Origin of the sequence: Mycoplasmopsis columbinasalis (assembly GCF_900660705.1) — a bacterium.
Lineage (GTDB): Bacteria > Bacillota_I > Bacilli_A > Mycoplasmatales > Metamycoplasmataceae > Mycoplasmopsis > Mycoplasmopsis columbinasalis.
Map to the genome: position 1 here is coordinate 527,400 of NZ_LR215043.1, position 14,910 is coordinate 542,309.

Here is a 14,910-nt window from a genome sequence, read left to right on the forward strand (position 1 = left end):
ACCAATGGCGGTAAATTAAAAATCAAAGCTGACAAAAGAAAAGCACAACAAAGAATTGATTTTCTTCAGTTAGAAATTGACAAAATCGAATATCCTTACTCAAAGAAAAATTACGATTTACTCAGAAGTTCAACCAAACGTGTTGTGCCAATGTTGTTAAATACTACTATGTCACAGGTAGAATTGCAAACTGATACTCCTGAGACTGTCGTAGTTAAAAAGGTACCAGAACAACCAAAATTATTGTTACCTTCGATTTTCGAAAACAAATCTGTTCCAGCGCGTAAACTTAAACAAATTGACGAAGTTTATAAACAAATTAAACTTTCGAATGATGTGTTGACTGCGACTAAAGAAAAAGATCCTGAACTTAAAAACGGACAAACTCGTAAAGTTGTGCAAAAAATTAACAAAAAATTAACAACTTTACAAAGAAAATACTTTGCTTTAATTGCACCAGCAACCAAGAAAAACATTGAAGAGTTTTACGAAAGACTTTGAATTTACGAAGAACAACTTAAACTCCTTAATTTATTTGAAGAAACTCAAGAAGAACAACAAACCTTCAAAAAATACAGAGCAGTTGCTAATGAATTTGACTATGACCTTGAAAAACAATTGTTGGATGAATTCATTCCAATTAACTTTGAAGAAATTTCAAGATTTGCTGTAGCTCGTCGGAGTGGTTCTTCAGCTAACTTCCAACCTCGACGTCCACACTATAGCAGTAGAGTTGATTCAGCATATGTACCTTTAAAAATTGTTCTGCCAGAAATTCTCCAAGATACAGCTAGCGAAGAATTAACACCAGCAGTTGCACGTAAAGTACAAAAATTGGATGCTAAAATTGCTCACTACCAAAACTTTTTGAACGATCCTGAAGTGCAAGCTGCAATTTCAGTTAAACAACAAACTAAGTTGGAAAACAAAATTGAACGGATGACAGTTGAACGTTCAAAACTTGTTAACGCGTATTCAAAAGAAAAAGAAGCAGCACTTTTTGCTTACATTAAAGAAAGAAACATTACTAATCTTGATTTCTTGTACGCTAAAGATGCTAAAACTAAAGCAAAAGAAGCAGTCCAAAAGAAAACACGCTTTGAAATTGCTGAAGTTGATCCGGAAGATAAGAAAACCAAAATTGTGCACCAGTATGTTGATTACACTGGTCGCAGAATTAGGTTTAAATCAAATTGATTCTTGAACTTACTTTCACCAAGATCATCATTTGTCAAATCACTTTACTCAGTGCTTAAGATGTTCTTAGAATTTGTGTTGGTGGCCTGAATTGTGATTACCATTACCTTCTTCTTGATTAACTCAATTCCAGGTTCTAACGCAATTACCTCCGGACTAGATGAAAGCGTCAAGGCCGCGGTGGAACAACAATACGGACTAGACAAACCAGTCGTGCAACGTTACTGAATCTACTTGTACAACATTATTCATGGGGACTTTGGTGTGTCACTGTCAGTGTTTCCTGGTTCGCAAATTAATGACTTTATCTGAGTGAGATTCTTGAAGAGTTTCTATGTTGGTATTTTCTCAGTTGCTTTAACTTTAATTATTGGAATTCCACTTGGTGTGTTTGTGGGGATGAACCCTGACAGATGACCAGACCACCTTGCAACTGTGTTTGTGTCGATCTTTTCATCAATTCCATCGCTCGTGTTTGCGCTTTGGCTATTGCTCGCAGGTCGTTATTTGAACTTACCATATATCTTCAACGAAAAAGACATTGCTACCTACGTGTTACCAGGTCTAGCACTTTCGCTTGGTTCAATTATTGTTTATGTCAAATACATTAGAGTTGAGCTCAACCGGGAACTTAACTCAATGCACGCTAAATTCTGTTTCCTTAAAGGTGTAACAAAAACAAGATTTGTGTGAACACACGCCCTTAAACCGGCCTTGTTCCCAATTGCTACCTTCTTCCCTGTAGTTATCTTTGGTTCGTTCATTGGTTCACTTTTCGTGGAAAAAATCTTCTTCATCACTGGTTCGGGTGGACTTTTACTAGAAGCAATTACTTCAAAAGACTACTCAATCATTCTCTTCTTAGTAACTATGTTCTCACTTATTACAATCTTGTCATTTACACTTCGTGATGCACTCTACAAAATTGTGGACCCACGTGTGAGAAAGAAAGGGCTTTAAATTATGAGTAAACTGAGTCGCAAACAAGCTCGTGCTGCCAATAATGAACATGGCAAACAGCTTGCCCCTAACCCATTTTTACAGCCACTACAACATAAAAAGTGAGAACTTATTGGTGAAATTTTAGCTAGTTATGAACAAGGAACCCTCAAGGAACGCCAGCGCCCGTTTAAAGAATTTTTCTACCGCTTCTCGCGTTCTTTTGCCGGTGTGTTTGGGTTTGTTACACTTGCCCTAATTATTCTACTTGCCATTATCATTCCTTTTTTCACTACTGACCCAACGGTGATTAACACCAAGGAAGCTAACTTTACTTTCTTTACCAGCGGGCACATTTTAGGAACTGATAACTTAGGACGTGACATCTTTGCACGTTTATGATGAGGTTTACGTTATTCCTTAGCGCTTGCCTTCATTGTGACGGGCATTCAAGTCTTAGTTGGTTTAATCATTGGTATTTGTATGGGACACTTCCGCATCTTTGACAAGATTATGACCTTTATAATTAAGATCATTACCAACGTACCATCAATCATCATTTTGATTATTATTACCGTGATCCTCAAACCAACCTTCTGAATTATTGTCTTTGCCTTAACCTTTACCTCCTGAACAGGAATTGCCAACCAAATGCGTTCGCAAGTGTTGCGGGCAACCACTTTTGAGTGAGTCAATGCTTCCAAAATTCTTGGAACTCCAACTTACAAAGTGTTACTTAACTACTTACCAGTTGTTATTCCAATTTTAGTTACCGAAATTGTTTTCTCAATTCCAGGGGTAATTCTTAGTGAAACTTCGCTTGCCTTCATTGGTTTATCAATTACCTCAATTCCAACGTTAGGTAACTTGATTACTGAAGGAACCAAAGTATTTACTGTGTACCCACGTTATGTGTTGATTCCATCATTTACCTTAGTACTTGTCACCACTTCAATTCAGTTAATGTCAGCAGCTATTCAAGATAGTCTGTTGAGACAAAGATAGAAAGGAGCAAAATGAAATTAAGATTTCCGAATAAAGACGAACTTAAGAAAAAAGGCAAACCATTAGCTCTTTCTACTAACTATTTAACTGATAATGATTCTTCTTGAAGTGAACGCCCAGTCAATGGTGACTTGGAAAAACTGCACAAACCAGTGCCTTTTGACAAAGTTTTTCGCCCTCAAACTATCAACGTGCGGGCAAACGAGTGAGACTTACCACCAAGTGCACCCGTAATTTTGTCACCTGATTCAAGCAAACAACGTTTGAAACCGCGTGAAGCAAAAACTCTTTACGAATTTGAACAAGAACAGCTTTACTGACAACAAGTGGAAGCTGACAAAATCGAAAATCCTGACTGATTTAAATATCGTACTTACCAACAACGTGCTTATGACGAAGAACTTGAGTTACTTGCAGCTGGTAAATCGCTAAGCGAACGTACTGTTATTAAAGAACACATTAGCCAAAATGCCTATGACAAAGCGCTCGAAGGCGACTTTGATTCAATTTACGATGACTTTGAAATTTTGGATGATGAAATTGCACACTTAGTCAGTGACCAAGGTGAGGCAACTCTTGAAGAGATAACTCATGAGCAACTCGAAGCCCAAAAACGCTTCGAGGAAGAAGAAATTGCCAAAATCAATGACTTGTTGGCAGTTGGTTCCTTACCTGAAACCTTACGTAAAAAATTGCTTGACCGTAAGGAAATTCTTGAATTTGTGTTGCGTTTGAAAGTGTCAAAACACTTGACTGGTTATAACCGCAAATTTAGAACTCCAATTATTTGAGACAACAAACCAGAACCGCTTGACTTATTAGTAGTTAAAAAAGATCCAACCAAAACCTTCTGGAGAAGAATTGTTGACCGCTGAAGTCAAAAATTAAAATTTTTTACCAGACGTAAAGCGGCCAAAAAAATTATCGAAACTTTTGAGAACTCGTTGACCGATACTGCTACAGGCAAGGTGCAATTGACAAATGAACAACTTGATGTAATTTCAAGAAACATTGACTTTAACACCTTCCAAAAATTAATTGAAGCAACTCCTAAAACCACGGTGTTAAACAAAAAAACAAAGGTTGCTGCTCGAATTGAAAACGCTTGGTTAACCTTTAAAAACCCAGCCAATCCAAAAGAAAAGAATGTGGTGTTACGTGGTGCTTCATTAACAGTTTATGAAGGAATGGTACATGCAGTTATTGGTGAATCTGGATCTGGTAAAAGTGTGCTCACCTCACTTTTATATGGACTTACTGGCTCGAATGCTGTGTTTGAATCTGGTAGTGTTAAACTTTATGGTTTAGAAGTATCAAAATTCTCAGCTTACAACTGAGAAAAGTCAAAACTACGTGGTCGCATTGTTAGTGCTGTGTTCCAAAACCCAATGTCAATTTTGGACCCAACAATGAAAGTTGGTAAGCAAATTATGGAAGGTTTGCTTATTAACAAAATTGTTAAAAACAAACGCGAAGCTTACGAAGAAGCAATTAAATACTTACGCTTAACTAAAATTAACAACCCTGAAAAGATTATGAAACTTTATCCTCATGAACTTTCAGGTGGAATGATCCAACGGATTGCAATTGCCTCAATTGTGTCACTTAAACCAAAAATTTTAGTTCTTGACGAACCAACAACTGCGCTTGACCCAACTGTACAAGCGCAAGTACTTAACATTATTAAAGAATTACAAGAGCAATTCAAAATTGCCATTGTGTTCATTACTCACGACTTAGGTGTGGTTTCATCAATTAGTGACTTCATTAACATTATGTATGCTGGTCAAATTGTGGAAAGTGGTACTAAAGAAGAAATTCTTACTAACCCACAACACCCTTACACCTGAGGCTTGATTACTTCGATGCCTGATTTTAATAACGATGTCCGTTTACAAGTGATTCGTGGTGCTGTGCCATCATCACTCAACCAAATCAAAGGTGACGCGTTCGCAGTTCGTAATGACTATGCTTTATGAGTTGACTTGGAACAAAACCCACCATTGTACCAAGTTTCACCAACTCACTTTGTCCGTTCAAACTTACTCAACAAACAAGCGCCAAGATATACTCCACCTGCTACAATTCAAAAATTATGAAGAAAATACAACCTTGCGTTGAATTTACTTTACAACAGAAATATTTTTGTTGAAGAGGAAGAATATCAAGCACACCAACTTGACGCACAAGCCTATAACGCAGATGTATCAGTGCTTTTTGAAGAACACCAAAAACAAGTAGAATTTAATGCTTTAAGTAAAAAAGAACAAAAAGCAATTAAAGTTGCACAAGCTCAAAAAGATAAAAGTGACAAGAATGCAGATGCTAAGACTCCTGATGATAAAAAAACCAAGAAACTTAAAGCAGGACTCTTGAAATCGAAAAAAGCGAAAGCTGAAACTGCAATCAATCCTTCGTCTAAACATAAGTTAAGTAAGGAAGATAAAAAAGATGTTCAAGCTTGACTTGAACAACAAGATGATGCTCAAAAAGCACAAGACCAAGCAAAAGACAACAAAAGCATCGCACCAAAAGAATCCGCAGCGAAAGAAACTGTAACAAAAGAACCTACAACCAAGGAAGCAACGCAAACTCCAGCTCCAACCAAAGTTGAAGAACCTAAACCAAAAGTTGTGAAAGAGAAAAAGAAACTAAAAATTCCTAAGATGCCTAAAAAAGCAGTGCCAGCCGCTGCAAAACCACAACCAACAACGGAAACAACCAAAACGAACAAGAAAGACACAACCACTTCAAGGAGTAAACAATAATGGCTAAGTTTTATTGTGAAAAAAAACTTTTCGGTAAAAAAGTCTGTCGCCCTATTGTTGAAAGCACAGAAGAAATGTTGAATTGCAGTGACCGTGATGTCTTGTTGGAAATTCGTAATTTAGATGTTACTTATGGTAACGGTGTAAAAAGATTTAAGGCAATCAAAGACGTTTCGTTTAATGTTTACGACGGTGAAGTACTTGGTTTAGTTGGAGAATCTGGTTCTGGTAAATCAACAATTGGTCGTACGTTAGTTGGTTTGACGCCACACTCATTTGGCCACATCAAAATTCTTGACACTGTGATGCCAAAAAATGTGAATAAAGGGTTCAAATTTGGCAAAAACAAAAAGAAAATCCTTGACTTTTTAATAAATAAAGTGCAAATGATTTTCCAAGATCCAACCAACTCACTTAACCCTTACAAAAACGTTGAAACCGTAGTTGGCGAAGGCTTAACCAACCTTAAAGCTGCAAAATTTATTTACTTATATAACTATGACGCAGAATTTTTCGTTACTTTAAACCAAAGAATTAGAGAGCGAAACCTTAAACCATTATTTGAAGACTTTGAAAAGTTAGCTAAGGAAACTCCTGCTGATCACAAAGAAAGTTACCAAAAATATTTTGTTCAAACTTATCGTGAATTAATTAAGGCAACTAACCAAGACGCGCGTTATCAAGAATTTATTCCTTACTTTAACGAATCAATTCAAACGCGGAAAGAAATGGACAAACTTTCTGAACGTGCTTGCCGTAAGAAATTAATTTTACAAATTCTTAATTTAGTTGGACTTGATGATTCGGTGTTAGGTCGTTATCCACTTGAGTTTTCAGGCGGTCAACAACAACGTTTAGGGATTTGTCGTGCGGTGGTCTTACAACCTAAGTTGTTAATTGCTGATGAGCCAATTAGTGCTCTTGACGTTTCGATTCAAGCACAAGTTATTAATATTTTCAACGAACTAAAAGAAAAATTCAATCTCACAATCGTGTTCATTGCGCACGATTTACGGATGGTTGAATACATTTCTGACAGAATTGCAATTCTAAACAAAGGTGTTTTAGTCGAAATTGGACCAACCAATGAAATTATGAAACACCCAATGCACCCATATACTAAAAGTCTTTTAGATGCGGTGCCATCAATTGATAGCGAAAAAGGTTCACTTCTTGGTTATATTTATAACCCTGAAATGCACGAATATGATATGGAAACACAACCAAAATGACAAGATTTGGGTAACCAACATTTCGTGTTAGCAACCGATGAAGAACTAGAAACTTTTAAAGAATTGCAAAAACAAAACTTTAAGGAAATCTAATTAAGAACAAAAAAGAGCAAGTTATTTGCTCTTTTTTCTATCTGCAAAAAGCTAAGTCAAACAATGTATAATATCGATATTGACTGGTTGATTTGACAAAAATTGACAACCATTATTTTTTAAAATTTATAAATAAACCTATGTTGTAGTGGCATTGGTAAAGGCGGTAATAATGGGAATAAAGTATGATGCGTCGACAATTAAACAACTTAAGGGACTAGAAGCTGTTCGCAAACGTCCTGGTATGTATATTGGTAGCACCGACATTAATGGTTTGCATCATTTAATTTGAGAAATTGTTGATAACTCAATTGACGAAGCCTTAGCTGGTTATGCTGATTTAATACGTGTAACTTTAACCAAAGAAGGCAGTGTCAAAGTTGAAGATAATGGACGTGGTATCCCGGTTGGCAAAACAGAATCAGGCAAAAGTGCTGTGGAATTAATTTTTACAGAATTACACTCTGGCGGTAAATTTGGTGATGGTGCCTATAAAACTTCTGGTGGTTTGCATGGGGTTGGTTCTTCTGTGGTTAATGCTCTTAGTAACAAGTTAGTTTGTACAGTGTATCGTGACCGTAAGGTCTATGAAACAGTCTTTAACGCTGACTTGATTGCGCAACCAACAACTGAAATAGGCACCACGAACAAACGCGGTACATTAGTTGAATTTTGACCAAATTTCGAAATTTTCAAACGTGCACAATTTAATTTTGATGTGATTGCTGAACGAATGCGCGAAAGTTGCTTTTTAATTAGTGGTTTGAGAATTGTGCTTAAAGATGAAAAAACCAACCGCACCTTAGAATTTTGCTATGACGATGGAATGAATGCTTTTATTGATTTCATCAATGATTCCAAAAATCCTTTGACTCCAATTTATACTTTTAAAGAAACTGTGCGTGAAATTGAAGTTGAATTTGGCTTTCAATATTCTGATAGTTACAACGAAACACTGTTTTCTTTTGTTAATAATGTCAAAACCAGAGATGGTGGTACCCACGAAACAGGACTCAAAGCTGCTTTCACAAAGGTATTTAATGATTTTGCCATCAATGAAAAAGCTATCAAAGGCAAAAACACTTTTGATGGCGAAGACATTCGCGAAGGCTTAACAGTGGTTTTAAGTGTTAAAATTCCCGAAAAATATCTTGAATTTGTCAGTCAAACCAAAGATAAACTTGGCACGCCAGAAGCCAAAGGCGCCGTGGAAGAAATGGTGAGTGCTTCGCTGAAAAATTGAATTAGCGAAAACAACTCACTTGCTAAAAAAATCTTAAACAAAATTAAGCGAGCCGCGGAAAGTAGACTAGCGGCACGAAAAGCTAAACAGGAAGCTCGCAGCGCTAAAAACGCGCTTAAGGAAAAACAAATTTTAAGTGGCAAACTCACACCTGCTCAAAGTAAAAATGTGAGTGAAAAAGAACTTTTTTTAGTTGAAGGTGATTCAGCAGGTGGCTCGGCAAAACTTGGCCGCGACCGTAAATTTCAAGCTATTTTGCCTTTGCGAGGTAAAGTCATTAACACAGAAAAAGCTAGATTGTTTGAAATTTTAAAAAACGAAGAAATCGCTACTATTATCAATACTATTGGTGCAGGAATCGGCAGTGACTTTGACATTACTAAAGCACAATACGACAAAGTTATTGTTATGACTGACGCGGATACTGATGGAGCACATATTCAAATTTTATTATTAACATTTTTCTTTCGTCACATGCGTCAATTAATCGAAAACCAAAAAGTTTACATTGCTTTGCCGCCCTTGTTTAAAATTAGTTCCACAAAAGCAAAAAAAGAAGTTATTTACGCCTGAGATGAACTCGAACTAAAAGAAATCTTAGCTCAAGATAAGTTTAAAGGTGCAGAAGTGCAACGTTATAAAGGTTTGGGAGAAATGAACGCTGACCAGTTGTGAGAAACAACAATGAGTCCGGCAACACGAACTCTTGTACGTGTCAAAATTGAGGACGCAGCTTTAGCTGAACGACGTGTTTCCACGCTTATGGGCGATAATGTTGAACCAAGAAAACAATGAATCAATGCTAATGTTGAATTTACGATGGAAGATAACTATCAAATTAATGGTGAATAATGAAAAAACAAGATCAGGAAAAACTCGATGAGTTATTAACAAAGATAATTAACGAAAATATTGATGTCGTGATTGCCGATCGTTTTAGTCGGTACTCAAAATATATTATTCAGCAACGTGCTTTGCCTGATGTGCGTGATGGTTTGAAACCTGTGCAACGTCGCATCTTATATTCAATGAGTGAACTAGGTTTACAAAACAACAAACCTTTCAAAAAATCTGCTCGGGTAGTTGGTGATGTGATTGGTAAATATCACCCACACGGAGATTCTTCAATCTATGAAGCGATGGTTAGAATGTCGCAAGATTGAAAAATGGGAATTCCCTTGTTACAAATGCACGGAAATATTGGTTCGATTGATGATGACCCTGCTGCAGCGATGCGTTATACTGAAGTTAGATTAGCTAAAATTGCAGATTTAATGTTAAGTGACTTAAAAAAAAATACAGTTGCTTTTGCCCCAAATTTTGATGACTCTGAGCAAGAACCTACTGTCTTGCCATCACTAATTCCAAACTTGTTACTTAACGGCGCAAAGGGAATTGCGTCAGGTTTTGCCACTGAAATGCCACCGCACAACTTAGGAGAAATTTTGGATGGAGCCGTTGCCAAAATTCTTAAACCAGAAATTTCTCTTGAAGCTTTAATGAAAATTATCAAAGGGCCAGATTTTCCTACTGGCGGCCAAGTTTTTGGAACAGATGGAGTTTATGAGGCATTCAAAACTGGACGCGGTAAAGTTATTCTTGTTTCTAAATATCGAATCACAGAAGATAAGAAACATAAATACATAGAAATTTACGAAATACCCTATGGCGTAGTTAAATCCAAATTAGTTAAAGATATTGACCTTATTACTTTGACCAGCGAAATTCCAGGTATTGTTGAAATCAAAGACCAATCTGATCGCAGTGGTATTAGCATATTAATCACGTTAGAAAAAGACGCTAATGTTGAAACTATTATCAATTTCTTATTACAAAAAACGGAATTACAAATTTACTACAATTACAACAATGTTGTGATTCAAAATAATTCACCTAAACTTTTGAATTTGCTTGAATTATTAGATGAATATATTGGCCACATTAAAAATGTCAAGACAAAAACCTTAAAGTACGACTTAGTTAAATATAAATTACGTTTAGAAATTGTTGAAGGTTTCATTAAGGTTTCAGAAATTACTGACGAAATTATTGAAGTTATTCGTAAAAGTGAAAATTCTAAAGCTGGTGTTATTGAAAATTTAATGAAAGTTTTTGCTTTTACTCAAAACCAGGCAACAGCTATTGCGGAATTAAGACTTTATAAATTAAGTAAAACTGATAAAGAAGCTTTTTTAAGAGAAAAAGTTGAATTGGAAACAAATATTGCTCAATGTGAGTTATTACTCAATGATTCTAATGCTTTCAATAAGTGATTAATTGAATTACTTAAAACAATAAAGAAAGAATATGCATTACCTCGCAAAACAGATGTTCATAGTGAAAAATTAGACAAATCTTATAATGAAAGCGACTTGATAAAAGAAGAAGATGTAATTGTTGCTGTTACGAATTATGGTTATTTAAAGAGATATACAGAAAAAAACATTGCCCAAAATCAGTGAACAACATACGGTTTAAAAACTGAAGACAAATTAGTGTTTCATGGTAAAACTTCAACTTTAGCTCACTTACTTATTTTTACTAATTTAGGTAATTATGCTATTGTTCCTGTTTTTAAATTAGATGATACAAAATGAAAAGAAAATGGTATGCATCTAAGTCAATTTGTAGAACTCAAGACTGGTGAAACTGTTGTTGGGGCTTTTGCAATTAAAAATTTCGCAGAAAATTTATATGTTTCACTCTTTTCAAAACAAGCGCAAGGAATGAGAATTTTACTCAAAGACTTAGAAGTTAGTCGTTTTAATAAAACCTTTGCTATTTTTAAGCTCGAGCAAGACGACGAGGTAATTGGAGCGCGTCTTTCTAATGGCTGAAAAGACTTTTTACTAATTAGTAAAAATGGGTTAGCTTGGCAATATAGTGAAAACGAAATTTCAGTTCGTTCGGGTAAATCAATTGGAATCAAAGCTGCTAAATTAGCAAAAGATGATTTTTTGGTTGCTTTCACCGTGTTAGGTGACTCCGATCAAATAGCCCTTTTAACCGATACTAAAATCAAAAATTTGAAAATAAAAGACAAATTTAAAACAAATAAAACTAATGTTGGCAAGAAAATTTTTGAACAATTGAAATTTAACGAAATACTTGTTCGCGACTGTTTGACAATTGATTCTGCAACAGAAATTTTGCTAAAAAACGATAACAATGAATTAATTTTAGATTATCCAACAAATTACAAAGTTTCTGCAAGTGTATCTGAACCATTCGAAAACTTTAGTGCGCCACGAATAGTATTAAGTTGTTTCAAAACTGATTATTTTGCAAATCAAAATTTAGATGTTGTTACGCATTATGAGGAAAAAAGCGTTGCTGAGGAGCAAATCTTTAAAAAAGCCGAACAAGAAGTTAATGCTTTTGATATGGATATAGATGCTTTACTTAAAAAACTTAACATTGAATAACTATCTAAATTTTTAGAAAGGATGAAATGAGATTGGTTGCAATTGGTGGTGTGCACAGAAACACGAAAGATCTATTGGATATTATTCAAATCGAAAAAACTTTGGCAGCACAAGAGAATAAAAAGATTTACTTTTTAAGTGCTGGCGATATGGAACTTCCTGACGAATTAATTCAAGCAAATTTTGATTTTTTTGTTGACGACAAGACTCAATATTGTACTTCATTTGAAAATCAAAAAATTGTTACTTTACAAAGTGATTCACAGAAAATAAAACTAATACTAACTTATGGCAACAACTTAGTTGAAGACCAAAGCGATCTCTTAATTAATAGTAAACTTGAAAAAGTTTTGCACAAACTCGCGCAAAAGGAGTCACATCCACTTGAAAATCTTTGCGTAGTTTTTGGCTGGACACATTTTCCAACTTTTGTTGAGTTTCCAAATAATTGCTATGTGACAAATCCAGGTTCTGCGTTTGAGCCAAGATTTGGTTCCATTCCATCATATTTAGTTTTAGATTTTCAAAATGGCAAAGTCACTAACTTCAAGTTTAAAAATACGTCAGTGATGGATCATTACTACGATATGCACATGACACACATACCAAAAATAGTAAAATAAAATGGCTAAAGCCATTTTTTTCTTTCTAATTCGCTGTATAGGCCTATTTTATAGTAATGTATAAAGAAATGTATTAAAATTTTATTGCAAGAAAAGGAGAAAAATGAAAATAATTGTTTTTAGCGATATGCATGAAAAGGAATTTTTAACATCAGAATTTGTTAATGGCGAAAAGAAACTTGCTGAAAAAAATGGCGAAAAAGTAATTTTTGTGAGCTTAGGTGACTCAGAATTATCAGATGATTTTATTAAAAATCATTTTCAGTACTATGTTAAAGGCTTAGCGGACAAAGACTCACAATTACCAGAGTTAACTACTTTTGACTTAACTAATGATGGTAAAAAATTTACTTTTGTTTTACAACATGGTTCAAAATTAACTGTTAACAAAATGGATTTGTTAGTTGATTCGAAATTACCTGTTATTTTTAAAGACTTTGCTCACACGCACAACCTGCCTACAACTGATGTTTGTTATCTTTTTGGTTATACGCATATGCCAACTTATGTTGAATCTGCAAACAACGTTTTCATCGTTAATCCTGGCTCTGCATTTGAACCTGAATTTGGTTCAATTCCATGTTTTATGATTTTAACTTTTGATGAAAAACTTAACAAAATTACAAATTTTAAAATCAAAAGCACGAACATTTTGACTGACTATGATGAACAAATACAAGTACATATATAAGGATTTATATGGAACAAAAACAAATGAGATTTTTATTTGCAATCGACTTAGATGGAACTTTACTTTCTTCTAGTGCAAGCGGTGAAATTCACGAAAGAACTTTGAAGGCAATTGAAAGAGCAAAACGCGAAGGCCACGTAGTATGTATTTTGACAGGCCGCCCATGAAGATCGACAAAACCAATTTATGAAAAATTAGGGTTAGATACAGTTGTAGCTAATTACAACGGCGCTCAAATTCACAACCCTAAAGATGAAAACTTTATCCCTTACATTAAGTATCTCGATTTAAATGAAATGCTTTATGTTCTTGGTGACCCGAAAGTTGAAAAAGAAATCAGCAACGTCGCTATCGAAGGACCTGGTTGAGTACAACTACAACACCGTGACAAAGATCTTGAAAGCGTGTTTGGTTTTTCATCAAGTCCTAAGTTTAAGGTGGGAATTAATTACAACAAAATCCCACTTAAGCCAACAGGAATTATTTTTGATGTGAAACCAACTACCGATGTTGAAGCTTTAAGAACATATCTTAAACGTAAATATGGTGACTTAGGGGAATTTTCTTACTGATCAAAAGGAAAGAATTTGACTCCTGTTTTTGATATTACTAATGTTTCTGTCAATAAGGGCGCTGCTTTAAGTTTACTCTCAAGATTCTACAGCATAGATTTAGACCACACCATTGCAATTGGTGATGGTTTTAACGATGTACCAATGTTTAAAGTGGCCTCAATTTCAGTTGCGGTTGGCAATGCAACCTATGATGTTAAAAAATACGCAACCATCAAACTCAGAAAACAAAACGATGAAGGTGCCGTTGGTTACTTTATTGATAAAATTTTGGATGACCCACAAAAGATAATTGATAAAAGTAACGCAGTACTTGAAAAAATTATTAAGAGACATTGGGTTTCTGAGGACGACGATGAGTAATTACGATCTCGACATCATCGATTTAGATGATGGACGCACATATAATTTTGAAGCAATTTACAATCACCCCTATTTTATAGGCGTAGACGAAACTGGCACAGGTGATTTTTTTGGTCCAGTAGTAGCAACTTCTGCCTATCTTCCTGCTGAACGAATTGCAGAAATAAAAGTTCTGGGAGTAAAAGATAGCAAAAAAATCAGCGATGATAAAATTCTTAATTTAGCACCCAAACTTGAAAAAATCGCCTTGAGTTATACCTATGTTTTAAGTCCGCGGGGATACAATAATCTTTGTAAAAAATACAATGCGAATGAAATTAAAATGTTTATTCATTTACAAAGTATTAACGGACTTTTAGATCAAACATACCGTGAAAAATTACGAGTAGATGGCATTTTTATTGATAAATATTCAACGCAGAGAACTATTCGTAATTACTACCAAAAATTTGTGGACAATGGATACTTTCGGATTAGACCTTTAAATTATCAAGTAATTTTAGGAACTAAAGGCGAAAGTAAAAGTTTAGCAGTAGCTGTTGCTTCAATTATTGCTCGCGCGAGATTTTTAAAATATAAAAAGAAAATGGACATAGATTATGACACGCATTTTCCTTTTGGCGCCGGTAAAGAAGTAAAAGAATTACGTAATACACTTTTACAAGAACTTGGTGAGTCTGAATTATATGAAATTGCGAAAGTTCATTTTAAAATGGATGAAAAAGAAAAATCTGACTTATAAAAGTCAGATTTTTTATA

At 34.9% G+C, this 14,910-nt stretch carries 10 protein-coding genes; all 10 read left to right on the top strand.

Annotated features, from left to right (window positions below):
* Positions 1 to 1,176 precede the first annotated feature (1,176 nt).
* The 10 genes from EXC55_RS03375 to EXC55_RS02175 all read left to right on the top strand — a co-directional run bounded on the left by EXC55_RS03375 (position 1,177) and on the right by EXC55_RS02175 (position 14,893).
* Complete coding sequence (locus EXC55_RS03375; RefSeq protein ID WP_408634041.1) at positions 1,177 to 2,157, top strand: ABC transporter permease; 981 nt, start codon at positions 1,177 to 1,179, stop codon at positions 2,155 to 2,157.
* A gap of 3 nt (positions 2,158 to 2,160) precedes the next feature.
* Positions 2,161 to 3,141, top strand: a complete 981-nt coding sequence (locus EXC55_RS02135) for an ABC transporter permease (RefSeq protein WP_129623041.1) — start codon at positions 2,161 to 2,163, stop codon at positions 3,139 to 3,141.
* A gap of 11 nt (positions 3,142 to 3,152) precedes the next feature.
* A complete protein-coding gene (locus EXC55_RS03365; protein ID WP_318024538.1) occupies positions 3,153 to 5,909 on the top strand; it encodes an ABC transporter ATP-binding protein in 2,757 nt (918 codons plus the stop codon).
* Complete coding sequence (locus tag EXC55_RS02145; RefSeq protein ID WP_197722273.1) at positions 5,909 to 7,234, top strand: ABC transporter ATP-binding protein; 1,326 nt, start codon at positions 5,909 to 5,911, stop codon at positions 7,232 to 7,234. Before EXC55_RS03365 ends, EXC55_RS02145 begins: the two co-directional genes overlap by 1 nt.
* A 172-nt stretch (positions 7,235 to 7,406) precedes the next feature.
* On the top strand, positions 7,407 to 9,329 hold the full coding sequence (gene parE / locus EXC55_RS02150) for a DNA topoisomerase IV subunit B (RefSeq protein ID WP_129623043.1): 1,923 nt from the start codon (positions 7,407 to 7,409) through the stop codon (positions 9,327 to 9,329).
* The gene (gene parC / locus EXC55_RS02155) at positions 9,329 to 11,902 is read left to right on the top strand and encodes a DNA topoisomerase IV subunit A (protein ID WP_129623044.1); all 2,574 of its coding nucleotides are present in this window, start codon (positions 9,329 to 9,331) and stop codon (positions 11,900 to 11,902) included. The genes parE and parC overlap by 1 nt, the downstream gene beginning before the upstream one ends.
* Positions 11,903 to 11,928: 26 nt before the next feature.
* Positions 11,929 to 12,525 carry a metallophosphoesterase family protein gene (locus tag EXC55_RS02160; RefSeq protein ID WP_129623045.1) on the top strand — a complete coding sequence of 199 codons (597 nt, stop codon included), beginning with the start codon at positions 11,929 to 11,931 and terminating at the stop codon, positions 12,523 to 12,525.
* A 103-nt stretch (positions 12,526 to 12,628) separates the two neighbouring features.
* Positions 12,629 to 13,216 carry a metallophosphoesterase family protein gene (locus EXC55_RS02165; protein ID WP_129623046.1) on the top strand — a complete coding sequence of 196 codons (588 nt, stop codon included), beginning with the start codon at positions 12,629 to 12,631 and terminating at the stop codon, positions 13,214 to 13,216.
* An 8-nt stretch (positions 13,217 to 13,224) separates the two neighbouring features.
* On the top strand, positions 13,225 to 14,151 hold the full coding sequence (locus EXC55_RS02170) for a Cof-type HAD-IIB family hydrolase (RefSeq protein ID WP_129623047.1): 927 nt from the start codon (positions 13,225 to 13,227) through the stop codon (positions 14,149 to 14,151).
* Positions 14,144 to 14,893, top strand: a complete 750-nt coding sequence (locus tag EXC55_RS02175; protein ID WP_129623048.1) for a ribonuclease HIII — start codon at positions 14,144 to 14,146, stop codon at positions 14,891 to 14,893. The genes EXC55_RS02170 and EXC55_RS02175 overlap by 8 nt, the downstream gene beginning before the upstream one ends.
* Positions 14,894 to 14,910: the final 17 nt, after the last annotated feature.